Genomic DNA, 24,995 nt, shown 5'->3' with positions numbered 1-24,995 from the left:
GCCACGGGAGGAGTGCTGGTGGACCGGCTCGGTGGCCGGCATCATCGCGGTGATGCGCTTGGCCAGCGCCGTGGCGTCGGGCGTCGCGTAGGTCATCTCGTCGTACTTCGGGTCGAACCCGCTGAAGTCGTAGACCAGGGGAGCCCCGCTGGCCGACAGCATGATCGGCGCCGACTCCCAGTGGGCGCTGACGATCAGGATCGCCGACGGACGCGGCAGGTCCTGCGCCCACGAGGCCAGCTCCGCCGACCAGAGAGGGTCGTCGAGGAGCGGCGGTGCTCCGTGGCCGATGTAGAGAGCAGGCATGCGGGTCATGTCGGTAGAATAGTTGCATCTTCAACTTTATTCCACCTCGACGGGCGGCGGGTGGGTCAGGCGACCAGGGCGGCGAGCGCCGCGAGCTCGGACGGGGTGCCCAGGGCGATGAGCACGGCCCCCTCCGGCACCTCGAGGTCGCCGGGAGGGTTGGCCTCCAGCTGCGCTCCCGCCGTACGACGGATCGCGAGCAGCAGGGCACCTGTCCGCTCCTGGATCTCGAGGCCCGCGAGCGTGCGACCCGCGATGCCGGGGCCGGCCTCGACCTGCTCGATGCGCCAGTCGAGGTCCTCGTCGTGCATCACCACGTCGAGGAACTCCGCGACGTCCGGCTGGAGGGCGAAGACCGCGAGCCGGCGCCCGCCGATGCGCTGGGGGTTGACCGCCCGGGTGGCTCCGGCCAGCTCGAGCTTGCCCGTCGAGCCGGTGGTGCGGGCGCGGCTGACGATGGTGACGTCGGGCCTCATCGCGCGGGCAGAGAGGGTCACGTAGACGGTGTCGGCGTCGGTCTCGAGCGCGACGATCACCGCCGTCGCGCTCGCGATCCCGGCGGCGCGGAGCACGTCGTCATCGGTGACGTCGCCCAGCACGTGCTCCACCCGGGGGCCAAGGCCGCTCAGGCGCGCGGGGTCGGAGTCGACCACCACCACCCGGTGTCCTCCGGCGACGAGGAAGTCCGCGGCCGCTCGCCCGACGCGGCCGTGGCCGCAGACGATGACGTGACCGCGCAGGGCGGCGATGCGTGCGCTCATGCGACGTCTCTCCAGCTCGTCTCGAAGGTGCCCCTCGGTGACGGCCTCCATCAGGACGCCGAGGTTGTAGAGCACGGTGCCGACCCCGAGGGCGATCAGCACGATGGTGAAGACCTGGCCGGCCGTGGTGAACGGCCGGACCTCGCGGAAACCGACCGTCGCGACCGTGGTGACGGTCTGGTAGAGCGCCTCCATGAAGGTGAAGCCCAGCAGCACGTAGCCCACCGTGCCGAAGACCGTGACGGCCAGCAGCGCTCCGAGAGCCACCGCGATCCGGCGCATCGTGACCACGTCCCGAGACTAGTGGTCGTGCAGCGGCCTGCGTCGGGCCGAAGGTCCTGGCGCCGCTAGGCGGCGGTCTCCGGCAGCGACCAGGCGACGGGGGAGCCGCCGCGCTCGACGAGCAGCGTGTTGACCCGTGAGAACGGTCGCGAGCCGAAGAAGCCGCGGCTGGCCGAGAGCGGTGAGGGGTGCGCCGACTCGACCCACGGGACGGGCCCGAGCAGCGGCTTGAGCGACTGGGCGTCGCGTCCCCACAGCACGGCAGCGAGGGGCGCGCCGCCCGCCTCCACCCGTCGTACGAGCGCCTGGATGGCGCACTCGGTGACCTCCTCCCATCCTCGCCCCCGGTGGGAGGCGGACTCGCCGGGGCGGACGGTGAGGACGCGGTTGAGCAGCATCACCCCCTGGTCGGCCCAGGCGGTGAGGTCGCCGTGCTGCGGAGGTGTGACGCCGACGTCGGTGGCCAGCTCGCGGTAGATGTTGGCGAGACTGCGTGGCACGGGTCGCACGTGGGCGTCGACAGCGAAGCTGAGGCCGATCGGGTGCCCGGGCGTGGGGTAGGGGTCCTGGCCGACGATCAGCACGCGCACGTCGGACAGCGGGCGGCGGAAGGCGCGGAAGACGGCGTCGCCCTCGGGAAGGTAGGCATGACCGGCGGCGATCTCGGCCCGCAGGAACTGCCCCATCCGCGCCACCCGGTCGTCGACCGGTGCCAGCGCCTCGGCCCAGTCGGGCGCCATCAGTCCGCGGTCCACCAGCCCGGCGAGTGCGCTCATGACGTCATTGTGCCGAGGGTGACGTCAGCGGAAGTCGGCACCCTCGGGGAGGTGCGGCGCCCGTCCCCGCTCGCCGACCTCGACCGCCAGGATCGCCTGGTGGCTGGGGTCTCCCTGCACGGCGGACTGGTTGGCCACCAGCACCTTGGTCCCGCTGAACGTCGCGCTGCACGGGGTGTCGAACGGGATCTTCGAGCCGTTCTCCCCGGTGAAGGGGGCGTCGGGGAAGCGGTCGAGCTCGCGGCCGGAAGCGGACAGCTCGACGAGCTGGGCGGTGAGCCCGGCCATCGCGATGTAGATGTGGCCCGAGCGCCCGATGCCGAAGCCGTCGGGCAGCTCGCCGGGTTGCGAGGTCCACAGCGTCGACAGGGTGCCGGGCCGCCCGCCGCTGCGGGTGCCCAGGCGGAAGAGGTGGCCGTTGGTCGGAGGGCCGGCGGTCTGCGAGGTCTGCTGGCTGATCAGGAAGTCACGCTTCTGCGGACGGTAGACGATGCCGGTGGTGCCGAACTCCACGCCGTCGAGGTCGGTCGACCTGAACCACTCCGTGACGACCCCGCCGCGCGTGACCTTCCAGATCACCCCGTCGCCGTAGTCGGTGACGTAGAGCGCGCCGCCCGGTCCCCAGGTGGCGTAGTTGGGCACGGCGCCGCGGGGCAGGCGCGCGATCGTGCGGAAGCGACCGGTGCGGACGTCGAGGGTCAGGACCGCCGAGCGTGACGTCTCGAGCAGCACCAGCCTGCCGTCGCGGGTCTGGTGGGCGACCTGCACGCCGTGGCTGCCGTCGCGCACCTGCAGCCGCTGCGGCAGCGGCCACGAGCGCTGCAGGGTGCCGCCGGCGGTCCACTCGAAGACCTTGGAGGCCTTGCGGCCGCTGCTGTCGACGTAGGTGCCGGCGTAGACGCGGCTGTTGCGGTGCTTGAAGACGTACGCCGGGTAGCCCGGCGCCGGCACGGACGCGAAGACCCGGGTCGTCCACTTCGGCGGGGACGAGGCGGCGGCAGCGCCTGCGGTCGTCGGGGACACCAGCAGGCCGCTGGCGAGGAGGGCGGCGGCGAGTGTCGTCAGCAGGCGCTTCACAGTCGCTCCAGCACCTCGGTCGCGGCACGCTTGCCGGAGCGGACGGCGCCGTCCATGTAGCCCGACCAGTAGGTCGAGGTCTCGGTGCCGGCCCAGTGCACCCTGCCGAACGGCTGGCGGATCGAGGGACCGAACTGCACCAGTGTGCCCGGCGCGTGGATCGCCGTCGGCCCGCCGCGGGTCCACTGCTCCTTGGTCCAGTCGTGCTCGACGTAGTCGATCGGCCGCAGCGCCTGGGGGCCGAACATCGCGGCGAAGCCCTCGAGCACGTGCTGGCGGCGCTTGGCCCGGGTCATCACGCCGTAGCGACGCCAGGTGGCCCCGCCGACGAAGGCGAGCAGGACGCCCGGACCGCCCGAGGGCGGGGTGTTGTCGAAGACGGCGCGGGCGGCGCCTGAGTCGTTGATCCCGAAGCCGTTGAGACCGGCCTTGCGCCAGAAGGGCGTGTGGTAGACCGCGTCGCACTTCATCAGCTGGCCCATGTCCATGTGGCGCAGCAGCTGGAGCCGCTTGGTCGGCAGCCGCGGGAACCAGTCGATGTCGAGGACCAGGGGCGGGGGAGCGGCGACGATGACGCGCCTGGCGGTGACGGTGCCGCGCCCGGTGTGGACGACGACGCGGTGGTCGCGCTGCTCGATCTTGGTGACCGGGGCAGCCAGCGCGACGATGTCACCCAGCTTCTGCGCCAGGCGCAACGGCACGAGCTGGGAGCCGCCGACGAAGCGTCGCTCCTGGGCGCCGTTGGCGGTGTCGGAGTTGCGGGAGAAGGTCCCCACGTTGCGCTCGTTGCCCGAGCACGCGACGTACCAGAGCGTGTAGAGGAAGGAGAGCTCGTCGGGGTCGGCGCCGAAGCCGGGCTGGGTCCAGCAGCGGATCAGGTTGCCGATGCCGGCGGCGTTGACGCTGTTGCGGCGGATGAACTCGCCCAGGCTCATCGCGTCCCACTCGGCCGCGCGTGGGTGGCTCCACGGGGCGTCGACCGGGATCTCGGCGGCGTAGCCGTCGATCATCTGCAGCAGGATCCCGGCGTCGGCGAGGATCGTCGGGTCCGGAGGAACGGTGCCGGTGTACTCCTGGCGGCCGGTCGTCGAGGAGATGTAGACACTGTTGCCCTTGTTGTACTCCAGGAAGGTCGGCACCTTCAGCTCGCGGGCCAGCGCCGCGATGTGGTCCTGGGTGGGCCCGATGAACGCGCCGCCGGACTCGATCGTCTCGCCGGTGTCGAGCGTGTGGTTGAGCACGCGGCCGCCGACGCGTTGGCGGGCCTCCACGAGCAGCACCGTCCTCCCGCCACGGGCGACCTTGCGGGCCGCGACCAGCCCGGCGATGCCGCCGCCGACCACGACGATGTCGACCGCGCGGGGGAGCGAGCCCTGCAGGCCGGGCGCGCCGGCCGCCCCGGCGGCGTACGACGACGGCGTGAGGCCGGCGAAGGCGCCGGCGCCCAGCGCGGCACCCGTGAGGCCCGTCGCGGCGAGCGCGGTGCGGCGGGTGAGCGGGAGGTCGGACATGGGAGCTCCTCGGCGTCATGCGGGGTGTGGTGTCCCCACAACGACGTGGGGAGTGCTTCGGTCACGCGCGGCGTGGGTAGCGTGAGGACATGAGCGACACCCAGGTCACCGACAACACCGAGCGCCACCGCTTCGAGATCACCTCCGAGGGAGCCGAGGCCGGCTTCGCCGAGTACGAGCTCTCCGCGGGAGTCGTCGAGTTCACCCACACGGTGGTCCACGACGGCTTCGAGGGTCAGGGCATCGGCGGCACGCTGGTGCGCCACGCCCTCGACTCCGCCCGCTCGCGCGACCTCCGCGTCGTCGCGACCTGCTCGTTCGTCAAGGGCTACGTCGACAAGCACCCGGAGTACGCCGACCTGGTGGGCTGAGTGCCGACGCCTACGACACCGCGGCAAACGGCACCGGGAAGTCGACGACCGTCTCCTGGCCGGGCGTGACGCGCACCGTGCCGCGCATGGGCAGCGCACCGCCCGGCCCCACGACGTACGGCGTGCCCGGGTCGTGGTGGATGCTCCTCGCGCTGCAGCTGTAGTCACCGCCGACCAGGTCGAGGACCCGGACCTCGAGGTCGATGGACTGCGGGACGAACCACTCCCAGCCGGCGTCCCCACCCGACGCGGACGTCGTGCAGTCGAACGCCTGCACGAGGCGCGCGGGCCACGGCCAGTCCCGGCCGGTGGCGGGGTCGACGAGGCGGCCTCGGAGGGAGCCCTGGCGGGGCCGGGCATCGAGGTCGACGAGGACCTCGCCGCCGCTCACCGTGACCTCCGCCGGCTCGGGCTGGTCGCCGGGGCTGTTGCCGTCGCGCACGCGCACGAGGTAGGAACCGTCCGGCAGGTCGGGGAACACGACGGTGTCGGTGTCGACGAGGGACCTCCAGCGGTAGAGGCCCAGCGTGCCTGCGCGCGGGTCCTGTGCCTCGATGACGGGCGCGGTCGACTCGATGTCGACCTGGTCGCCGGGATCGGCCGTGACACTGATGCTGCCGGGGCCGCTGCGCCCGGCCATCAGAGCCGGCGTGATGGTGCCCCGGGTCACGGTGACGGTGCGCCAGTCGTTGAGCGCCTTGTTCTGCGACGGGCCCGTCCACTGGGCGTAGACGACGTAGGTGCCCGGCGCGAGCTCGTCGATGGTCGCGGCGGTGCCGGTGATCGTCATGCCGCCGATCCACGAGCCGGCGGGGCTGAGCAACGACACGTAGGCCGGCCGCTGGGCGGTGGCGCCCCCGTCGATGGTGACCTCGATGGAGCCTCTGCTGCCCTGCGGGACGGCGATGTCGACCCGCTCGACCTGGCCGGGGGAGAGCTGGAACCGCTGGTAGGCCTTGGGGTAGCCGTAGAGCAGCTGGAGCCTGCCCATGCCGAAGCGCAGTCGGTAGGTGATGGCGGGCGAGCCCAGCAGGTCGCGGAAGGTGTAGCGGCCGTCCCGGTCGGTCCGGGTCGTCAGGAGGCCGCTCGCGCTGCCCTCCAACGACACCGGCTCGTTGGCCAGAGGTCGACCGGCCTCCACGACCCGACCCGTCACCGTGGCCAGCCGCACCCCGAAGGTCACGCGCGCCGTCGTTCCAGCACGCACGGAGAAGACCCTGCGCTGGCCGTGGGTCGTCGCGAGGTGGCGCCCCGGCGCGAGACCGCGCACGGTCGCCACGCCCCGGCGCACGGGTGCCCGGAGGCCGGAGACGTCGACCCAGCCACCCGTCGAGCCGTTGCGGACGGTGATGACCGCGCTCGCGGGCCGCACGGTCCGCACCGTGCCGAGGGCCACCGCGGGGCTCGAGCCGGCGGTCGTGAAGTAGCGCCGCAGCGCGAGCAAGGAGTGCGCCGTGCCCTCCGGCCCGACGTAGCGCTTCACCGTGCGCGTGGCCTGCGGCACGCCCCGGCACGGGTTGCCGGCCTCGCAGACCTGGACCGCGAAGTTCTCGGGACGCTGCGCACCGGTGAAGGCGAAGCGACCGTCGGCGCCGGTCCTCGTCGTCACCGAACGACGTAGGTTGCGCAGGTCCAGCAGCCGCACCGCGATCCCGGCCTGCGGGGCACCCCCGGCCGACACGACCCGGCCCGTGACGCCGCCGGGCTCGAGGGGCGCGAGTGCGGACGCCGGCGCTGGTGCGACGAGGCCCAGCAGGGCGAACGCCAGCAGGGTGATGAGCAGACGGGACAGCAGCGGGCGGGCGTTCACGACTGGTCCGACGCCCGCACCGGCCTAGAAGTTCGTGGAGGGTCGTGAGAGCCGGTCGAGGAAGGCGAGGAGCACGGCCTCGCGCAGCGCGGGGGAGGCCACGTCGAGCAGGGCGTTGATGTCGGCCATGCGGGTCGGCAGGGTCAGGTCGTCGCCGCCCCCGACGAGCCCCGCGGCGACCAGCAGCCCGTCGAAGTCGTCGTCGCTGAGCGAGGCGGGGTCCAGCCCGGCGACGTAGGCCGCCACACCGGGGTCGACCGCCACCGGACCGCTCGCAACGGCGACCTCGACGGAAGAGGTCAGCGCGGCCAGGAGGTCGTCGACGTGGGTCAGGGTGGCGGCGCTGATCGAGAGGTGGATGGTGGCCGGCAGGTCGCCGTAGGTCAGCTGGGGCTGGACGTACCAGCCACGCTCGGCCATCTCGTCGCACACCGTGAAGGGATCGCACGAGCCGTCGGTGACGATCGTGACCAGGGTCGAGTCCGGTGGGGTGAGGGCGCGCAGGCCCGGCACCTCGGCGACGCCTGCGACGATCCGGTCGGTCGCCTCGAAGACGTCGCGCGCCAGCTTCTCGTAGCCCGCGTCGCCGATCGACTGCACGACCGCCCACGCACCCGCGGTCGGACCGCCGGAGCGCGTCGACTGCATCGTGGAGTTGAGCATCGTGTAGCCCGGCCAGTCGGCGCTGGCGAAGAACTGCGGGCGCCGCAGCGCCGGCGTGCGGTGCAGCAGCAGCGAGGTGCCCTTGGGTGCGTAGCCGTACTTGTGCAGGTCGAGCGAGATCGACGTGACCCCCTCGACGGCGAAGGTCCACGGCCGGACCGGGCGGCCGATGCGCGCCGCGTAGGGCAGCACCCAGCCGCCGATGCAGGCGTCGACGTGGCAGCGCACCCCGGCGGCCGCGGCAGCAGCGGCGATCTCGGTCACGGGGTCCACGACCCCGTGCGCGTACGACGGCGCGCTGGCCACCACGAGCACCGTGCTGTCGTCGATGGCGGCCGCCATGGCCGCGGCGTCGGCGCGCAGGTCGTCGCCGCAGGGCACCTCGACGGCCCGCACCCCGAAGTAGTGGGCAGCCTTGCGGAACGCCGAGTGGGCCGAGGTGGCGATGACCATCGTCGGTGCCGCGACCTCGGGACGGGCGTCGCGGGCGGTCTGCACCGCGAGCAGCACCGACTCGGTGCCGCCGCTGGTGACCGACCCGACGACCGTGTCGGGCGCGTCGACCAGCCGGGCCGCGAAGCCGACGAGGTCGTTCTCCATCTGGAGCAGGCTGGGGAACGCCGTCGGGTCGAGCCCGTTGGAGCCCGCGTAGGCGGCGACCGCCTCACGACCGACGCGGTCGACCTCGGCCAGGCCGGAGTCGTAGACGTAGGCGAGGGTGCGCCCGCCGTGGACCGGCAGGTCGCCGGCCTGCATCGCTGCGAGTCGTGCGAGCACGTCCGTCATGCGTCGACCTCCGTGGCGTCGAGGGAGTAGCGGCTCAGCCACCAGAGGCTGAGCAGGGTCAGGGCTGCGGGCAGCAGCGAGAAGCCGAGCACGATCGCGGTCAGCGCGGAGTCGGGCTGCTCGGCGTCTCCGGAGGTGCTGGAGCGGTAGCCGCCGATCGCCAGCACCACGGCGAAGACACCGGGGCCGAGCGCGAGGCCGAGGGTCTCGCCCGCGGTCCACACACCGGTGTAGACGCCGGCCCGGTTGGAGCCCGTGCGCCGCGCGTCGACGGCGGCCGCGTCGGGCAGCATCGCCATCGGGAAGACCTGGCAGCCGGCGTACCCCACTCCGACGAGGGCCACCGCGGCGAAGACGACCCACGCGGGCGTGACCTGAGCCAGCACCGACAGGGCGGCTCCGGCCGCGAGGATCACCGACGACCAGACGTAGCCGGTCTTCTTGCCGACCCGCCCACCGACGGCCGACCAGACCGGCGTCAGGAGCAGTGCGGGGCCGACGAAGCAGACGAAGAGGACGGTCGCCGCGCCGGTGCTCCTCAGCACGTCCTCGGCGAGGTAGGCGACGCCGGCGAGCATGCAGCCGGTCGCCAGCGCCTGGAGGACGAACGTGGTCAGGAGCAGCCGGAAGTCCCGGGCGGTCGCGACGATCCGCAGCTGGTCGCGCAGCGAGCCCGGCCCCGCCTCGACGGTGCCGACCGGCGCGCGACGCGTGCCGACGTAGGCACTGATGACACCCACCGCGATGATGAGCGCCATCACGACGCCCATGACGCGGTAGCCGGCGCGGCCGCCGACCGCGTCGCGGATCACCGGTGCGGTGGCGCCCGCGAGCATGATCGTGAAGGCGAGGATCGCGACGCGCCAGGTCATCAGCCGCGTGCGCTCGTCGTAGGACGACGTCATCTCGGCGGGCATCGCGACGTAGGGCACCTGGAAGAAGGCGTAGGCCGTCGCGCAGGCGAGGAAGGCGACGAGCACCCACGCCGCCTCCGCGACCCGCGAGCCCAGCTCGGGGGCGGCGAAGATCAGCGCGAAGGACACCGACAGGGTCAGCCCGGCCCGCAGCAGCCACGGTCGCCGCGGACCGCGCGGGTCGACGGTCCGGTCGCTGATGCGCCCCGCGACCGGGTTGAGCACCACGTCCCAGGCCTTCGGCAGGAAGACGATGACACCCGCGACGATCGCGGCGATGCCGAGGCTGTCGGTCAGGTAGGGCAGCAGCATCAGCCCGGGCACGGTCCCGAACGCACCGGTCGCCACCGAGCCCGAGCCGTAGCCGATCCGGACGCCACGAGGCAGGGTCGTGGGGGCGGGCATCCCCGCACCCTAGTTGCGCGGGCGGGGCCGCGACGTCAGATGCCGCAGCTCGGCGCGCTCCACGTCCGCCCGCTGCGCACGTCGACGTGCACGTGGTCGTCGTGACCGGGGTAGCCCGGACCGAAGATGCCGCCGAAGCCGGCGTAGCGCGCGCCACCGGCGATGGTGCAGAGGCTGACCGAGGAGCTGACCAGGTCGATCGCGGTGCCGTAGGTGTGCTGACCGGTGCCGCTGCCGCCGACCTGCCGGTCGCACGCCTGCGAGCGGAAGCCCGAGGTGACCGTGAGCGGCTGGTTGCCGAGGCGCTGCCGCAGCGCCTCCGCCCGCCACATGGCGCGCAGCAGGTTGGCCTTCACCGTCGCCTCGCCGACCGAGCCGCCGCTGTAGCCGCCGACCCCGCACCCGCCGTCCACCTCGGCGTAGGAGAAGTGGGCCGGCGTGCAGTCGGCGTCCTGGAGCTCATAGATCTTCGCGTACGTCGACGGGCCGGCCACCCCGTCCGACCCCAGGCCGTGAGCGGTCTGGAAGCCCCGGACCGCGGCGACGGTCTGGGCGCCGTAGCTGCCGTCGATCGCCAGGTTGACGCCGTAGCCGGCCCAGCCGGCGACCCGCACCTGGAGCTCCGACACGTCGGTCCCGGATGCGCCGGAGCTGAGGGTGCGGCCCCACGAGTAGCACTCGTCGGCGTGGGCGGGGGCGCTCGTGGCGGTGAGAGCGACCAGGCTGGTCAGGGTGACCAGCGCGGCCATGAGGAACGCGCGGGTGCGGGACAGCGAACGCATGGGGGAGCCTTCCGAGAGGGACGTGGTCCCCCCACGGTGGCCCAGGCCGCACCGGCCCGGTAGCGGGAAACCCCTAGGTGCGTAGTGCCCGCGAGGCGGCAGATCCGTGCTTGCGGGGGCCGGTGCCGATCCGCGGCTCGGGCGGGCCCTCCTCGGAGGCCCCGTCGGCGTCCGAGTCCTGGGTCGACCACTGGTCGATCCAGTCGTCGAGCGCGCGCCACGTGGTGGTGCGGGCGCCGCGACCGGTCAGCATGCCGAGGTGGCCGCCGGGGACTATCTCGAAGCGCACCTCCCGCGAGCCGGTCAGCAACGGCACCACGGCCTTGACCGCCGAGACCGGCGCGATCCCGTCGGTGGCACCACCGAAGACGAGCACCGGGGCGGTGATGTCGGCGACCGAGATCGTGCGGTCGTCGAGCTCCATCGACCCGCCCTTGAGGGCGTTGGCCTTGAGGAAGCGGTGGTAGAGCTGCCCGAAGGTGCGGCCGGGGTAGGCGATCATGTTGGCGGTGAAGCGGTCGACCGCCTCGATCTGCGCGAGCCACTCCGTGTCGTCGAGGTGGGTCGCCATCGCGATCGGCTTGGTGACCAGCTTCTGGAAGGACGAGAGCTGGAAGGCCCACTTGACCAGGGGCTTCGGCGCACCGCCCATGACCTGGTAGGCGCGGGTGATCATGCCGCGGCCCTCGGTGAGGTTGAGCAGCGGCCGGATCGGGGCGACCAACGGCACCAGGCTCACGTCGAAGGGCGAGCCGACGACGCTGATCGAGGCGATCGGCAGGTCGGGGGAGTCGGCGGCGGTGAGCAGCGAGAAGATCCCGCCCAGGCTCCAACCGATGACGTGGACCGGGCGCCCGCCCGCGTGGGCGGACACCTCGCGGATCGCCGAGGGGATGACCTCGTCGATCCAGTGCTCCATGCCGAGGTTGCGGTCGCGGAAGGAGACCTCGCCGTACTCCACGAGGTAGGTCGGTCGGCCCGCGTGCACGAAGTGCTCCACCAACGAGCAGCCACGACGCAGGTCGTAGCAGATCGCCGGCGCCGCGAGCGGGGTGACGAGCAGGACCGGGTCGCCCTGCTCGACGACCTTGGCGGCCGGGCGGTAGTGGTAGACCTCGCGCAGGGTGCCGTCGTCGATGAGCGTGCGGGGCATCGGGCGGAGGTCGGCCAGCCCGCCGTAGAACACCCGGTGGGCGACGTTGCTGGCGGCGGAGACGACCTGATCAGGCTTCGGGATCAAGTCCATGGGTGCAAAGTACCGCGCGGGGCCTCACAGCAGGCGGCGTCTCGCCCCCCTCGGAGGGCCACCCCGTAGCATCCGCGGAGTGTCCGACGTCGCTGCTGCTCCCGGGTCCGCCCCGTCCACCACCTCCTCCGCGCTCTCCGGTCGCACGGCTCTCGTGACGGGCGGGGGGAGCGGCATCGGCCGCGCGGTGTCGGCCCGTCTGTCGGCCGACGGCGCCCACGTGATCGTGCTGGACCGCGACGAGGCGTCGGCCCGCGCGGTGGCGGCCGAGGTCGGTGGCGAGCACCTGGTGGCCGACCTCGGCGACCGCGAGGCGATCGAGGCGCTCGGCCTCGGCACCCGCGTGCGAGCCGACATCCTGGTCAACAACGCAGGCCTGCAGCACGTGGCACCGATCGAGGACTTCGACCCCGACATGTTCGCCCTGATCCACCGGGTGATGCTGCAGGCTCCGTTCCTGCTCACGCGCGCTCTGCTGCCCGGGATGTACGACGGCGGCTGGGGGCGCATCGTCCACGTGAGCTCGGCGCACGGGCACCGCGCGTCCGCGTTCAAGTCGGCCTACGTCAGTGCGAAGCACGGGCTGGAGGGGCTCTCCAAGGTCATCGCCCTGGAGGGCGCGTCGAAGGGGGTCACGAGCAACACCGTGTGCCCGGGCTACGTGCGCACGCCGCTCGTCGAGGGGCAGGTCGCCGACCAGGCCACCCGTCACGGCATCGCCGAGGAGGACGTCCTGGGCGACGTGCTCCTGGCGCGCACGGCGGTCAAGCGGCTCGTCGAGCCCGAGGAGGTGGCCGGGCTGGTGGCGTTCCTGTGCGGACCCGGCTCCGGCTCGATCACCGGCTCCTCGCACCTGATGGACGGCGGCTGGACGGCCGCCTGAGGGCTGCCCGCTCAGGCCTCGAAGGAGCGGATCATCCACTTCTGCGTCTCGCCGAGCGGCTCGAAGCCGAACTCCCTGTAGAGCGCGTGGGCGTCGGCCGTGGCGAGCATCGCCCGGCGCACCCCGGCGCTGGTCAGCTCCGCGGACACCGCGGTGAGCAGCGCCCTGCCGACACCGGCGCCGCGAGCGTCGGGATCGACGTACACGTCGCAGAGCCAGGCGAAGGTGGCGTGGTCGGTGACCACCCGGGCGTAGCCCACCTGCCGACCGTCGAGGTAGGCGCCGAGGTTGAGCGAGCCGGCGATCGCACGCTCGACGACGTCGCGGGGACGGCCGAGCGCCCAGTAGGCGTCCTCGGACAGCCACCGGTGCACCTGGTCGACGTCGATGCGCGTGACGTCGGTGGAGACCTCCAGCGTCACGACCGCTTGGCCGGCCGGACCGGCTTGGCATGGGTGGTGTCGACATGGGACAGCTCGGTCATGAAGCTGTCGGCCCACGCGGCGACGTCGTGCTGGCTGATGGTCCTGCGCATCGCCCGCATCCGCTTGGTGAGCTCGCGCTCGTCGGCGTTGTAGGCGTCGAGCATCGAGGACTTCATGCCGTTGATGTCGTAGGGGTTGACCAGCCACGCCTGGCGCAGCTCGTCGGCCGCCCCGGCGAACTCCGACAGGACCAGAGCGCCGTCGTCCTCGAAGCGGCAGGCGACGTACTCCTTGGCGACGAGGTTCATCCCGTCGCGGTAGGGCGTGACGACCATGATGTCGGCCGCGCGGTAGAGCGCGGCCATCTCCTCGCGCGGGTAGGAGGAGTGCAGGTAGCTGATCGCGGGACGGCCGATGCGGCCGAGGTCGCCGTTGATGCGGCCGACGAGGCGGTCGATCTCGTCGCGCAGGATGCGATATTGCTCGACCTGCTCTCGCGAGGGCACCGCGACCTGCACGAAGACGGCGTCCTCGACGTCGAGGTGGCCGTCCGCGATCAGCTCGCTGAAGGCGCGCAGGCGGGCGTAGATGCCCTTGGTGTAGTCGAGCCGGTCGATGCCGAGGAAGATCCGGCGCGGGTTGCCCAGCGCCTCGCGGATCGCCGTGGCACGCTCGGCGACGGCGTCGGACTGCGCCAGCTCCTGGAAGCCGGCGGCGTCGATCGAGATCGGGAAGGCCGCGGCCCGCACGGTGCGCCCGTCGGGCAGGTAGACCAGGTCGCGGTGCGTCTTGTGCCCCACACGCTGGCGCACCAGCCGCACGAAGTTGGCCGCGCCGCCGGGCAGCTGGAAGCCGACCAGGTCGGCCCCGAGCAGGCCCTCGAGGAGCTGGCGTCGCCACGGGAGCTGCTGGAAGAGCTCGGCCGGCGGGAAGGGGATGTGGAGGTAGAAGCCGATGCGCAGGTCGGGACGCAGCTCGCGCAGCATCTGCGGGACCAGCTGGAGCTGGTAGTCGTGGACCCACACCGTCGCCCCCTCGGAGGCGATGCTCGCGGCCTTCTCGGCGAAGCGCCGGTTGACCGCGACGTAGCCGTCCCACCACTCCCGGTGGAACTCCGGCTTGGCCACGAGGTCGTGGTAGAGCGGCCAGATGGTGCCGTTGGCGAAGCCCTCGTAGAAGGTCTCGACCTCGTCCTGGCTCATCGTCATCGGCACCAGGTGCATGCCGTCGAACTCGAAGGGCTCCAGGTCGGTCTCCGTGCCGCCGGGCCACCCGATCCAGGTGCCGTCGTTGGCTCGCATGACCGGCTCGATGGCGGTCACGAGACCACCGGGCGAGCCGCGCCAGCCCGGTGTCCCGTCACTCAGCTCCACCCGGTCGACAGGCAGGCGGTTGGCGACGATCACGAGATCAGCGGACACGTCTCCGACCCTAGTCGGCCCGGTTGCGTGCGTCGTCGCCGATCCCTCGCCCCTGCGGGTGAGGCCGGGGCGCCGGGGGTCTCCCTAGGCGTGGTCGACGGCGTAGCGCACGCCGATCTGGCGGCGTACGTCGTCCATCTGGCGCATCAACGTGAGGGTCTGGGAGTGCGGCACCCACGGGCTCTCGCGCAGCCCCTCGGCGAGGCACCGACCGACCTCGGCGATCTCGTTGCCGTAGCCCATCCCGATGACCGGCGTCTCGGCCTCGATGCGCACGGGCTCGCCGCCGGCCGGTCGCCACACGGCGTACGTCGGGTGGTGGAACTGGGAGGGCACCTCCAGGCGGCCCTCGTCGGTCGCCACCGCGGCGGCCCGCGAGGACCACGAGGTCATCGACGCTGCCATCAGTCCGAGCGCGCCGCCGGGGTAGCGGCCGGTCATTGCGACGTCGAGGTCGATGCCGGCCTCCGACAGCACGGCGCTGGCCGTGAGCGACTCGGCCTCGCCGAGCACCAGGTGGCAGAACGTGAGGGGGTAGATGCCCATGTCGAGCAGCGCGCTCGCGCCGAGGGCCGGGTCGAGGAGCCGGTGCTCGGGCCCCTGGTCGACGACGAAGCCGAGCTCGGCCCAGGCCTGGCGCGGGGTGCCGAAGCGCCCGGCCCGGACGCCGTCGACGATCAGGCGGACGACCGGGTTGCAGGCGGTCCACATCGCCTCCATCAGGAAGCGGTCGTGCTCGGCCGCCAGGCGCACCATCTCCCCGGCCTCGGCGAGGTTGAGCGTGACGGGCTTCTCGCACAGGACGTGCTTGCCGGCCTCGAACGCCAGGCGGGAGTTGGCGAGGTGCATCGAGTGGGGGGTCGCGACGTAGACGACGTCGACGTCGGGGTCGGCCACCAGCTCCTCGTAGGAGCCGTGCGCGCGCCCGCCGTGCTCGTCGGCGAAGGCCTGCGCCGCCTCGATCCGTCGGGAGCCGACGGCCACCAGCTCCGCGTCGGGCACCAGGGCCAGGTCGGTCGCGAAGCTGTGGGCGATCTTGCCGGTCGCGAGGATGCCCCACCGGGTCGTCTGAGCCATGTCGCCGACCCTAGTGGCTGCCCGCGGGACCCCTCCCGCACCGCCTGCAACACGATCCGCGGGGCGAATGACATCGGTGTGGTTCTTCACCTACAGTGGGCACACACGTCACCACACGCACGGGAGAGAGCGCATGGACGCAGCGAACGCCCTCAACGGCCGCGAGGCCGAGGCACCGCTGACCCTCAGCGAGCGCGACCGCGAGATCCTCGACTTCGAGCGTCAGTGGTGGAAGTACGCCGGCGCCAAGGAGACCGCGGTCCGCGAGAAGTTCGACATGAGCTCCACGCGCTACTACCAGGTCCTCAACGCGCTCATCGACCGCCCGGAGGCACTCGAGGCCGACCCGCTGCTGGTCCGTCGCCTGCGCCGGCTGCGCTCCCAGCGCCAGCGTCAGCGCTCCGCCCGCCGACTCGGCTTCGAGGTCTGAGCCGTGCGCAGTCGTGACGAGCGCGGCGTGGTCTTCCCCTCGCCGGTCGTGATGCTCAGCATCATCGCGGTGGCCATGGCCGCCGTCGCCTTCGTCGCCACCCGCGGCGCCGAGCCCACCGAGCGCGAGGTCACCACGGTAGCCCGCAGCCAGTCGCCCTCGCCGAGCCCGTCGGCCAGCGCGACCCCGACGCAGAAGCCCAAGCCCAAGCCGGTCGTCGAGCGCGGCAAGATCTACGTCGAGGTCTACAACAACTCCGGCATCACCGGTCTGGCCGGCACCGTCGCCGACCGCACCACCGACGCCGGCTGGCAGGTCGTCGGCACCGACAACTGGTACGGCTCGGTCAGCGGCAACACCGTCTTCTTCCCGCCGCGGCTCAAGGACGAGGCCAAGCTCCTCGCCCTCGACCTCGGCATCGACCGCACGGCCGTCGCGGTCGACCCCATGCGACTCGACCGCCTCACGGTCATCATGACCGGCGAGCTCTGACGCAACCGGCTGCCCTCAGCGGCTGCTCGCACCACCGGGTCGCCGATTCGGGCGCCGGAGGCGAGGAGGAGCGGGAGGATGTGCATGCGTGTCATGTTGCCTTCGTCCCATCCGGCCGGACCGGGGTCGCCGACGTGGTTGGGTTGGGGTGTGGAGTTCACGTCGATCGCAGGCGAGCAGAAGTACGCCGCGCTGGTGCGCGCCGCTGCCGAGGCCATCATCGGTCTCGACTTCGACGGCACCCTCTCGCCGATCGTCGACGACCCGGCCCAGGCCCACATCCACCCCGACGCCGGTGAGGTCCTCCTGGACCTGGCCTCCCAGGTGACGGCGATCGCCGTCATCACCGGCCGCCCAGCCCGTCAGGCGCTCGACCTCGGTGGGCTCGAGGAGGTCGGCAACGCGATCGGCGACGCAGGCAAGGAGCTCTACCTCTTCGGCCAGTACGGCAACGAGCGCTGGACCTCCACCCACCGCCGCGTGATCGGACCGCGGCCGCCGACCGGTCTGGCGAGCTTCGAGCGGGAGCTCCCGCGGGTGCTTCGTCGCGCCGACGCCGCCGATGCTCACCTCGAGGACAAGGTCCTCTCCGTCGCCGTCCACACCCGCCGCCTGCCCGACCCGGAGGCCGCCTTCGCTCGGCTGCTCCCGCTGGTCGAGGAGCTGGCGGCCCGCCACGACCTCGTCGTCGAGCCCGGCCGCAACGTCCTCGAGGTCCGCTCCGCCGGCATCCACAAGGGGACGGTCGTCCAGCGCCTGACCGAGGAGCTCGGGGCCGGCGCGTTCCTCTTCGCCGGGGACGACCTCGGCGACCTCGAGGCCTTCGACGCGGTCGCCGCGCTCGACAAGGAGGGGCTCCCGACGCTGCTGGTCTGCTCGGCCTCCGACGAGGAGAACGCCCTGGTCGCCCGCGCCGACGTCGTCGTCCACGGCCCCGAAGGTGTCCTCGAGCTGCTGCGTCAGCTCACCGCCGACGCCCGGTCCCTGCGCGCCTGACCCACCTTTGCCGAGTCGGCGCAATGTTGCAGACCTGACGCCGAGTCGGCGCAATGTTGCACGTGCGGGTTGCAACATCGCGCCGACTCGGCCAGGCGACTGCAACATCGCGCCGACTCGGCATGTGCTCGTTCGCCCGGGGAGAACCGCGGAACACCACTCGAGCCCCGTGGATCGAGTCGACATCACTCGAGAAGTGGTGGGGATCGGATGGCCCCCGCTCACCTCCCAGGGGATGCCGGGGCGCTGCGCTCCTACCGTTGCGACTCCCACTGGCGCCGCCGACCTCGTCCCAACATCCGGACCAGATGTGCGCATCGTGAGACGCGCCCGTACAGTTTTCATCAGCTCATCAAGAGGGACTGAGGGTACGGCCCAGTGAAGTCCCGGCAACCGCCACGTGCCCCCTGCCATCGCGCAGTCGTGGAAACGGTGCTAATTCCGTCCCGGCGCGAGGTACGTGCCGGGGAAGATGAGAAGGAGGACACATGAGCGCCGTCATCACCGAGCAGTCCCAGGTCGACGAGGCCACCCCGGCCCCCGACGCGGCCACCGGCATCCGCGAGGGAGCCTTCGGCAACGCCACCGGCCTCTCGTGCCGCGAGTGCGGCCACGGCGTCGAGCTGGGCCCGTTCTACGCGTGTCCGGAGTGCTTCGGCCCCCTGGAGATCGCCTACGACTTCCCCGCCGTCACCCGCGAGGAGATCGAGGCCGGTCCCGCCAACATCTGGCGTTACAAGGCGCTGCTGCCGGTCCCGACCGACATCGAGCAGAGCCCCAACATGGAGCCCGGCTTCACCCGTCTGCTCAAGGCCCACAACCTCGGTCGCGAGCTCGGCATCGACAACCTGTGGGTCAAGGACGACAGCACCAACCCCACCAACTCCTTCAAGGACCGCGTCGTCGCCTGCGCCCTGAGCGCCGCGACCGAGTTCGGCTCGAAGGTCTTCGCCTGCCCGAGCACCGGCAACCTCGCCAACGCCGTGGCCGCAGCCGGTGCGCGCGCCGGGATCAAGACGGTCGTCTTCATCCCGAGCAACCTCGAGACCCCCAAGCAGGTCAACTCCGCCGTCTTCACCGAGTCGCTGGTGGCCGTCAACGGCAACTACGACGACGTCAACAAGCTGGCCTCGGAGATCGCCGGCGAGGAGGACGGCTGGGCGTTCGTCAACGTCAACGTCCGTCCCTACTACGCCGAGGGCTCCAAGACGCTGGGCTACGAGATCGCCGAGCAGCTCGGCTGGCGCCTGCCCGACCAGATCGTCATCCCGGTCGCCTCCGGCTCGCAGCTCACCAAGGTGCACAAGGCCTTCCAGGAGCTGATCAAGCTCGGCCTGGTCGAGGACAAGCCCTACAAGGTCTTCGGCGCCCAGGCCACCGGCTGCTCGCCCGTCTCGGTCGCCTACAAGGCCGGCGTCGACGCGATCCGGCCGGTCAAGCCCGACACGAACGCCAAGAGCCTGGCGATCGGCAACCCTGCCGACGGCATCTACGTGCTCGACATCTGCCGTGAGACCGGCGGCGCCGTCGAGGACATCACCGACGACGAGGTCCGCGAGGGCATCGTGCTGCTGGCCCGCACCGAGGGCATCTTCACCGAGACCGCCGGCGGCACCACCGTCGGCGTCCTGAAGAAGCTCGTCGAGACCGGCCAGCTCGACACCACGCTCGAGACCGTCGTCATCAACACCGGCCACGGCCTCAAGACCCTCGACGCCGTCTCCGGCATCGTCGGCCCCACCGCCACCATCGAGCCGTCCTACGCCGCGTTCGTCGCGGCCGGCATCGCCTGACCACCCGAGCAACCAGGAGCCCCGCACCGTGAGCGTTTCCGTCCGCGTCCCCACCATCCTGCGCACCTACACCGGTGGGGAGTCCGAGGTCTCCGCCTCCGGCGCGACGCTCGCCGAGGTCCTCGACGACCTGGACGCCAGCTATGCCGGGATCAAGGCGCGGATCCTCGACGACAAGGGCGCGCTGCGCCGCTTCGTCAACGTCTACGTCGGCAACGACGACGTGCGCTTCCTCGAGAACCTCGACACCCCCACCCCCGACGGCACCCAGGTCTCGGTCATCCCGGCCGTCGCCGGGGGCTGATCCTCACCCGAGCTCCGCGCGTCGCCGCTCGAGGTGGCGCCGCTCCGCAGCGTTGAGGCACACCCCCAGCGCCTCGTCGTACGACGAGCGTGCGAGGTCGGCGAGCCCCGCCCGCGCCGCGAGCTCGGCTCGGGCGGCCGGGAGCCGGTGACCCGGCACGACGAGACCGTCGAGCAGGGCGAGCCCGGCGAGCGGGCCATCCGCCTCCGCGACGGCGACTGCACGGTTGAGCCGGACCACGGGTGAGTCCACCAGCGCGAGCAGCTCGTCGTAGTGGCGGACCACCCGCACCCAGTCGGTGTCGCGCGCTCGTCGGGCGATCGCGTGCTCGGCGGCGATCAGGGCCTGCAGCAGCCACGGGGTGCCCGGTGCGGTGGCGTGGGGGGTGAGCAGACCGATCGCCTCGTCGATCTCGTCGACGTGCCAGCGGCTGCGGTCCTGGTCGGGCAGGAGGACCATGTCCCCGTCCTGCACGCGGGCGTCGCGGCGCGAGTGCTGGAGCAGCATCAGCGCCAGCAGCGCGTCCAGGTCGACCCGGCCCGGGGCGAGGGTACGCACGAGGCGGACCAGCCGGATCGCCTCCGCGGCAAGGTCCGCGCGCAGCACCGCCTCGCCCGACGGTGGTGCGTAGCCCGCGGTGAACGCGAGGTAGGCGACCTCCGCCACGACCGCGAGGCGCGCCTCCAGCGCCGACCCGCTCGGGACCTCGAAACGCTCACCCGCCAGAGATTGGCGCGCGCGGGTCAACCGGGCGGCCATGGTCGGCGTGCTCACCAGGAAGAGCTGCGCGATGTCGGCCGTGGAGACACCGAGGACCAGACGCAGGGTCAGCGCAGCCCCGTTCTCCCGCGACAGCGAGGGGTGGGCGGCCAGCAGCACCAGCCGCAGCCGCTCGTCCACGACCTCCTCGCCCGCGTCGGCCATCGTGCGCTGTGCCTCCTCGGTCAGCTCGGCCTCCACGGCGAGCACGGGCAACCTGCGAGCGGCGACCGCCTCCGAGCGCAGGCGGTCGAGGATCCGGCGCCGGGCGGCGACAAGCAGCCAGGCGGGGGGATTGGACGGGACGCCGTGGACCGGCCAGGTGCGCGCAGCCGCCTCGAAGGCGTCGCCGAGCGCGTCCTCGGCCAGGTCGAGTCGTCGGAACTGCGCGACCAGCAGGGCCATCAGCCGGCCCCACTCCTCCTGCAGCTGCCTCTCGAGCGGGCTCACTCGTCGGCGGTCGGCCGCACCTCGACGGTGACGTGGGCCGGCATCAGGCGGGCGACCTCGACGGCGGTCTCCAGGTCGGGCACGTCGATGAGGTAGAAGCCACCCATCTGCTCGACCGTCTCCGCGTAGGGACCCACCGCCAGGGGCTGTCCGGGACGCAGTGTGACCGCTTGCGCCGGCGGGGCGAGGCCTGCACCCGCCACGATCGAGCCGCGGGCCGCCACCGCCTCCTCGAAAGCAGACAGGGCCTCGAAGAAGGCGGCACGTCCCGCCTCGTCGACGACCGCCCAGCGCTCGAAGTGGTCGGCCTCGGCCACGAGGACCAAGAAGTTCACGCCATGCCGCCCGTGGTGGCGCGCAGCTCGAGACCGCCCTCACCCGCAGCCAGGATCGCCACGCAGTCGAGGAGGTCGTCAAGGTCGTCGGAGGCGATCAGGTAGAAGCCCGAGAGCTGCTCCGCGCTCTCGGCGTAGGGCCCGGTGGTGACGCTGACCGCCCCGGGGGCGCCCCGGACCACACGGGCCCGGGCGCTCGGCTCGAGCTCGGCCCCGGCCTTGACCTGGTGGCCACGCGCGGCCAGCGCCTCGCCGAAGGCCTGGTGCTTGGCGTAGGTCGCGTCGCGCTGGGCCTGGGGCGCGGCGTCCCAGGCGGCCTCGTCGGAGGGGATCAGCAGGAGGTAGTCGGTCATGGCACGGCCTTTCGCAGTCGTGGTGCTCGGAGTCTGTCACCGAGATGACGCGCGGGACAGGCCCGGATCGACGGTGGGCGCCGAGGAATTCCCTCGCGAGCGCCGGTAGTGTTCACCGAGCCGTTCAGCCTGCCGAGGAGCCCGCGTGACCACCAGCCCGACCGATAGCCCAGCCGTGGCCCTCTATCTCGACATCATGGCCAAGATGCTGACGCGCTACGAGTTCGAGGGCCGCAACGTCACCGTCAAGCTGCCGTCGCGCTCCTACGAGTCCTACCTCTGGGACCTCGTCCGTGGCGCCATGAAGGGTCGCGACATCCGGATGGTCGAGTCCGGCGAGTTCGACCGCGAGGCCCGCGAGGTCGGTCGCGACTGGCCCGCCGACGCCGAGACGATGATCGGCATGAAGCGCATGGCCAACGTGCGTGCGTGTGTCGAGAGCGTGATCGCCGACGGAGTGCCCGGCGACCTCATCGAGACCGGCGCCTGGCGCGGCGGCTCCACCATCTACATGCGCGCCATCCTCAAGGCCCACGGCGAGACCGACCGCACCGTCTGGGTGGCGGACTCCTTCGAGGGCCTGCCTCCGTACGACGGCCGCTACGAGGCCGATGCCGGCGACCAGCACCACACCCGCGACGAGCTCGCGATCTCGGTCGACGACGTCCGCGACAACTTCCGCCGCTATGACCTCCTCGACGAGAAGGTGCAGTTCCTCGTCGGCTGGTTCTCCGACACCCTGCCCACCGCCCCGATCGATCGGCTCGCGGTGCTCCGTCTCGACGGCGACATGTATTCCTCGACCATGGACGCGCTCGACGCGCTCTACGACAAGGTGTCGGTCGGCGGCTACCTCATCGTGGACGACTACGGCGCTGTCCCCGCCTGTGCCAAGGCCATCCACGACTTCCGCGACGCCCGCGGCATCACCGACCCGATCGAGGAGATCGACTGGGCCGGGGTCTTCTGGAGGAAGTCGTGAGCGCCGCTGAGGTCGGGCCTGACCAGGACGAGCTCGCCCGGGTCCGCCGCTTCGGGGCGAGGGCCACGAAGGAGATGCATGGCCGCGTCGTCCAGGACCTCCGGACGGCGCACGTCGAGCTGAAGCTCGAGGACGAGCTCGTCCGGGCCCGCCGCTTCGGGGCGCGGGCCACCAAGGAGATGCACGGCCGCGTCATCAAGGACCTCCGCGCCGCCGAGGGTCGCGCGCGACGTGCCGAGCAGCGGGCCGCCGAGGCGATGAAGCGGGCCACGCAGGCCGAGCAGAAGGCGGCCCGGGCCGCCAAGCGCGCCCAGCGGGCCGAGCGCGAGCTCGCCGCGGTCAAGGAGAGCACCAGCTGGAAGGTCGGCCACGCGGTCGTCTCCGTGCCCGCCCGCCTCAAGCGCCGGCGCTAGCGCCATGGCCGCCGGGCCGCGGGTCCTCCTCGTCACCTGCAGCACGTTCCCCGACGGCGAGCCGGGGCACGAGCACCTGGACGCGGCGCTCACCGAGCGCGGCATCAGCAGTCGGTGGGTGTCCTGGGACGACCCCTACGTCGACTGGAGCGCCGCCGAGCTGGTCGTGGTCCGCTCCACGTGGGACTACGAGACCCGGCTGGTCGACTTCCTCGGCTGGGCCGGCGCGGTCGGCTCGCGCCTGGTGCACGGGGTCGAGGTCTTCCGGTGGAACACCGACAAGTCCTACCTCGTCGAGCTCGCCGCCCACGGCGGGGTGCCCGTCGTGCCGACCGTCTCGGTCGACGACCCCGTCGACCTCCGCGCCGCCATCGCCCGCCACCAGCCGGCCGTGGTGAAGCCCCGCGTCGGCGCCGGAGGGCGCGGCATGGTCGTCGTCTACGACGCCGGGACCTGGCTGCCCGTGGACCCGGGGCCCTGGATCGTGCAGCCGCTGGTCGAGTCGGTGATGACGGAGGGGGAGCAGTCGGTCTTCGTGCTCAACGGGCGGCCGGTCAGCCAGGTGCGCAAGGTCGCCGGCAAGGACGACTACCGGGTGCACGAGTGGTACGGCGGCACGTCCTACGAGACCCCGCTGGACCCCGGGGCGGCGCTGCTCGCCGCGCGCACGGTGGCGGTCTGCACCGAGCTGCTGGGCTCCGAGCTGGTCTACGCCCGTGTCGACCTCATGCGACACGACGGCGAGCTGATGGTCAGCGAGGTCGAGATCACCGAGCCCGGCCTCTACCTCGACCACGTCCCCGCCAACGCGACCCACTTCGCCGACTCGCTCGCGGCGCGGCTCTAGCTCCTGCCGCGACGTCCCGCGCAGCCCATCCGGTCGTTTGCACTCGCTGGGGTCGAGTGCTAGACATGACGCTGGCACTCTCGTCATGAGAGTGCTGACCCCCGGCCGGGGGAGTTGAGGTCAGCAGCGTCGGCGAGAAGGGTTCGCCGAGTCGGCCTGGCCGTCCGTCGCGGGCAACGAACCAGGCCGTCCACAACTCTTGATTGCGAAGGATCGCAGGAGTTATGTCGAAGCTGATTGCTTTCAACGAGGAAGCCCGACGCGGCCTGGAGCGTGGCATGAACACGCTCGCGGACGCCGTCAAGGTGACCCTCGGTCCCAAGGGCCGCAACGTCGTGCTCGAGAAGAAGTGGGGTGCGCCCACCATCACCAACGATGGTGTGAGCATCGCCAAGGAGATCGAGCTGGAGGACCCGTTCGAGAAGATCGGGGCCGAGCTCGTCAAGGAGGTCGCCAAGAAGACCGACGACGTGGCCGGAGACGGCACCACGACGGCGACGGTCCTCGCTCAGGCGATGGTCCGCGAGGGCCTGCGCAACGTGGCCGCGGGTGCCAACCCGATGGGCCTCAAGCGCGGCATCGAGGCTGCGGTCGCCGCCGTCTCGGAGCAGCTCTCCAGCATGTCGGTCGAGATCGAGACCAAGGCGCAGATCGCGTCGACGGCCTCCATCTCGGCTGCTGACACCACGGTCGGCGAGATCATCGCCGAGGCGATGGACAAGGTCGGCAAGGAAGGCGTCATCACCGTCGAGGAGTCGAACACGTTCGGCCTCGACCTCGAGCTCACCGAGGGCATGCGGTTCGACAAGGGCTACATCTCGGCCTACTTCGTCACCGACCCCGAGCGGATGGAGACGGTCCTCGAGGACCCTTACATCCTGATCGCCAACCAGAAGGTCTCCAGCGTCAAGGACCTGCTGCCGCTCCTCGAGAAGGTCATGCAGTCCGGCAAGCCGCTGCTGATCCTCGCCGAGGACGTCGACGGCGAGGCCCTGTCGACGCTGGTCGTCAACAAGATCCGTGGCACCTTCAAGTCCGTCGCCGTCAAGGCTCCGGGCTTCGGTGACCGCCGCAAGGCCATGCTGCAGGACATCGCGATCCTGACCGGCGGCCAGGTCATCTCGGAGGAGGTCGGCCTCAAGCTCGAGTCGACCGGCATCGAGCTGCTCGGCCAGGCCCGCAAGGTCGTCATCACCAAGGACGAGACCACCATCGTCGAGGGCGCTGGCGACGCCGACCAGATCGCTGGTCGCGTCAACCAGATCCGTGCCGAGATCGAGAAGTCGGACTCCGACTACGACCGCGAGAAGCTGCAGGAGCGCCTGGCCAAGCTGGCCGGCGGTGT

The 24,995-nt window shown here is 71.9% G+C and carries 27 protein-coding genes and 1 riboswitch; of the genes, 11 read left to right on the top strand and 16 right to left on the bottom strand.

All coding sequences use genetic code 11. From position 1 onward, the window contains the following. The 5 genes from RMN98_RS18030 to RMN98_RS18010 form a co-directional block, all read right to left on the bottom strand. Positions 1-315 (bottom strand): dioxygenase (locus RMN98_RS18030; RefSeq protein ID WP_397210096.1); only part of this gene is annotated, 315 nt, incomplete at its 3' end. A gap of 56 nt (positions 316-371) precedes the next feature. Then, on the bottom strand, positions 372-1,349 hold the full coding sequence (locus RMN98_RS18025; protein ID WP_309650199.1) for an NAD-binding protein: 978 nt from the start codon (positions 1,347-1,349) through the stop codon (positions 372-374). Between the two features lie 65 nt (positions 1,350-1,414). Beyond that, complete coding sequence (locus tag RMN98_RS18020; protein WP_309650198.1) at positions 1,415-2,125, bottom strand: uracil-DNA glycosylase; 711 nt, start codon at positions 2,123-2,125, stop codon at positions 1,415-1,417. Between the two features lie 24 nt (positions 2,126-2,149). Then, the gene (locus RMN98_RS18015; RefSeq protein ID WP_309650197.1) at positions 2,150-3,202 is read right to left on the bottom strand and encodes a hypothetical protein; all 1,053 of its coding nucleotides are present in this window, start codon (positions 3,200-3,202) and stop codon (positions 2,150-2,152) included. Further along, positions 3,199-4,713: an FAD-dependent oxidoreductase gene (locus RMN98_RS18010; RefSeq protein ID WP_309650196.1), complete on the bottom strand. Its 1,515-nt coding sequence runs from the start codon at positions 4,711-4,713 to the stop codon at positions 3,199-3,201. Before RMN98_RS18010 ends, RMN98_RS18015 begins: the two co-directional genes overlap by 4 nt. Before the next feature lie 89 nt (positions 4,714-4,802). Between RMN98_RS18010 and RMN98_RS18005 the strand changes: the two genes are divergently transcribed. Then, entirely contained in the window at positions 4,803-5,084 is a 282-nt protein-coding gene (locus RMN98_RS18005) for a GNAT family N-acetyltransferase (protein WP_309650195.1), read from the top strand. 10 nt (positions 5,085-5,094) lie between these two features. Here RMN98_RS18005 and RMN98_RS18000 read toward each other — a convergent pair whose 3' ends face one another. The 5 genes from RMN98_RS18000 to RMN98_RS17980 all read right to left on the bottom strand — a co-directional run bounded on the left by RMN98_RS18000 (position 5,095) and on the right by RMN98_RS17980 (position 11,690). Then, a complete protein-coding gene (locus RMN98_RS18000; protein ID WP_309650194.1) occupies positions 5,095-6,894 on the bottom strand; it encodes a carboxypeptidase-like regulatory domain-containing protein in 1,800 nt (599 codons plus the stop codon). Between the two features lie 24 nt (positions 6,895-6,918). Beyond that, positions 6,919-8,343, bottom strand: coding sequence for an aminotransferase class V-fold PLP-dependent enzyme (locus RMN98_RS17995; protein WP_309650193.1), 1,425 nt, complete (start codon positions 8,341-8,343; stop codon positions 6,919-6,921). Next, a complete protein-coding gene (locus RMN98_RS17990; protein ID WP_309650192.1) occupies positions 8,340-9,662 on the bottom strand; it encodes an MFS transporter in 1,323 nt (440 codons plus the stop codon). The genes RMN98_RS17995 and RMN98_RS17990 overlap by 4 nt, the downstream gene beginning before the upstream one ends. A 35-nt stretch (positions 9,663-9,697) precedes the next feature. Beyond that, positions 9,698-10,444, bottom strand: a complete 747-nt coding sequence (locus RMN98_RS17985) for a M15 family metallopeptidase (RefSeq protein WP_309650191.1) — start codon at positions 10,442-10,444, stop codon at positions 9,698-9,700. Between the two features lie 73 nt (positions 10,445-10,517). Next, a complete protein-coding gene (locus tag RMN98_RS17980; protein ID WP_309650190.1) occupies positions 10,518-11,690 on the bottom strand; it encodes an alpha/beta fold hydrolase in 1,173 nt (390 codons plus the stop codon). A gap of 79 nt (positions 11,691-11,769) precedes the next feature. Between RMN98_RS17980 and RMN98_RS17975 the strand changes: the two genes are divergently transcribed. Beyond that, positions 11,770-12,573: a 3-hydroxybutyrate dehydrogenase gene (locus tag RMN98_RS17975; protein ID WP_309650189.1), complete on the top strand. Its 804-nt coding sequence runs from the start codon at positions 11,770-11,772 to the stop codon at positions 12,571-12,573. A gap of 11 nt (positions 12,574-12,584) precedes the next feature. Here the strand turns inward: RMN98_RS17975 and RMN98_RS17970 are convergent, their stop codons facing one another. The 3 genes from RMN98_RS17970 to RMN98_RS17960 form a co-directional block, all read right to left on the bottom strand. After that, the gene (locus RMN98_RS17970; RefSeq protein ID WP_309650188.1) at positions 12,585-12,995 is read right to left on the bottom strand and encodes a GNAT family N-acetyltransferase; all 411 of its coding nucleotides are present in this window, start codon (positions 12,993-12,995) and stop codon (positions 12,585-12,587) included. Further along, positions 12,992-14,419, bottom strand: coding sequence for a trehalose-6-phosphate synthase (locus RMN98_RS17965; protein ID WP_309650187.1), 1,428 nt, complete (start codon positions 14,417-14,419; stop codon positions 12,992-12,994). Before RMN98_RS17965 ends, RMN98_RS17970 begins: the two co-directional genes overlap by 4 nt. Positions 14,420-14,503: 84 nt before the next feature. Continuing rightward, positions 14,504-15,496: a Gfo/Idh/MocA family oxidoreductase gene (locus RMN98_RS17960; RefSeq protein WP_309650186.1), complete on the bottom strand. Its 993-nt coding sequence runs from the start codon at positions 15,494-15,496 to the stop codon at positions 14,504-14,506. A 133-nt stretch (positions 15,497-15,629) separates the two neighbouring features. On the opposite strand from RMN98_RS17960, the gene RMN98_RS17955 reads away from it, so the two are divergent. The 5 genes from RMN98_RS17955 to RMN98_RS17935 all read left to right on the top strand — a co-directional run bounded on the left by RMN98_RS17955 (position 15,630) and on the right by RMN98_RS17935 (position 19,511). Then, positions 15,630-15,926, top strand: a complete 297-nt coding sequence (locus RMN98_RS17955) for a DUF3263 domain-containing protein (RefSeq protein ID WP_309650185.1) — start codon at positions 15,630-15,632, stop codon at positions 15,924-15,926. 3 nt (positions 15,927-15,929) lie between these two features. Further along, positions 15,930-16,418: a LytR C-terminal domain-containing protein gene (locus RMN98_RS17950; RefSeq protein ID WP_309650184.1), complete on the top strand. Its 489-nt coding sequence runs from the start codon at positions 15,930-15,932 to the stop codon at positions 16,416-16,418. 150 nt (positions 16,419-16,568) lie between these two features. Next, positions 16,569-17,414 (top strand): trehalose-phosphatase, encoded by an 846-nt coding sequence (gene otsB, locus RMN98_RS17945; protein WP_309650183.1) that lies wholly within the window; start codon positions 16,569-16,571, stop codon positions 17,412-17,414. A gap of 346 nt (positions 17,415-17,760) precedes the next feature. Continuing rightward, a riboswitch (SAM riboswitch) is annotated at positions 17,761-17,893 on the top strand. 9 nt (positions 17,894-17,902) lie between these two features. After that, positions 17,903-19,207 carry a threonine synthase gene (gene thrC, locus RMN98_RS17940; RefSeq protein WP_309650182.1) on the top strand — a complete coding sequence of 435 codons (1,305 nt, stop codon included), beginning with the start codon at positions 17,903-17,905 and terminating at the stop codon, positions 19,205-19,207. Between the two features lie 28 nt (positions 19,208-19,235). Further along, positions 19,236-19,511 (top strand): MoaD/ThiS family protein, encoded by a 276-nt coding sequence (locus RMN98_RS17935; protein ID WP_309650181.1) that lies wholly within the window; start codon positions 19,236-19,238, stop codon positions 19,509-19,511. Positions 19,512-19,514: 3 nt separating this feature from the next. Here RMN98_RS17935 and RMN98_RS17930 read toward each other — a convergent pair whose 3' ends face one another. The 3 genes from RMN98_RS17930 to RMN98_RS17920 are packed head-to-tail and all read right to left on the bottom strand — an operon-like array spanning position 19,515 to position 21,408. Beyond that, positions 19,515-20,720, bottom strand: a complete 1,206-nt coding sequence (locus tag RMN98_RS17930; protein ID WP_309650180.1) for a sigma-70 family RNA polymerase sigma factor — start codon at positions 20,718-20,720, stop codon at positions 19,515-19,517. Beyond that, the gene (locus RMN98_RS17925; RefSeq protein ID WP_309650179.1) at positions 20,717-21,055 is read right to left on the bottom strand and encodes a YciI family protein; all 339 of its coding nucleotides are present in this window, start codon (positions 21,053-21,055) and stop codon (positions 20,717-20,719) included. The genes RMN98_RS17930 and RMN98_RS17925 overlap by 4 nt, the downstream gene beginning before the upstream one ends. Further along, positions 21,052-21,408, bottom strand: coding sequence for a YciI family protein (locus RMN98_RS17920; protein WP_309650178.1), 357 nt, complete (start codon positions 21,406-21,408; stop codon positions 21,052-21,054). Before RMN98_RS17920 ends, RMN98_RS17925 begins: the two co-directional genes overlap by 4 nt. A 145-nt stretch (positions 21,409-21,553) precedes the next feature. On the opposite strand from RMN98_RS17920, the gene RMN98_RS17915 reads away from it, so the two are divergent. The 4 genes from RMN98_RS17915 to groL all read left to right on the top strand — a co-directional run. Further along, complete coding sequence (locus RMN98_RS17915; protein ID WP_309650177.1) at positions 21,554-22,390, top strand: TylF/MycF family methyltransferase; 837 nt, start codon at positions 21,554-21,556, stop codon at positions 22,388-22,390. Further along, a complete protein-coding gene (locus RMN98_RS17910) occupies positions 22,387-22,803 on the top strand; it encodes a hypothetical protein (protein ID WP_309650176.1) in 417 nt (138 codons plus the stop codon). Before RMN98_RS17915 ends, RMN98_RS17910 begins: the two co-directional genes overlap by 4 nt. A 4-nt stretch (positions 22,804-22,807) precedes the next feature. Next, on the top strand, positions 22,808-23,650 hold the full coding sequence (locus RMN98_RS17905) for a hypothetical protein (protein WP_309650175.1): 843 nt from the start codon (positions 22,808-22,810) through the stop codon (positions 23,648-23,650). 224 nt (positions 23,651-23,874) lie between these two features. After that, a partial coding sequence (groL, locus tag RMN98_RS17900; RefSeq protein ID WP_309650174.1) for a chaperonin GroEL occupies positions 23,875-24,995 on the top strand: 1,121 nt, incomplete at its 3' end.

It is taken from the genome of Nocardioides sp. (assembly GCF_031397825.1).
In the GTDB taxonomy this organism is placed as follows: Bacteria; Actinomycetota; Actinomycetes; order Propionibacteriales; family Nocardioidaceae; genus Nocardioides.
The sequence above is the reverse complement of the archived record's forward strand: the minus strand, read 5'-3'. Positions and strand labels throughout refer to the sequence as shown.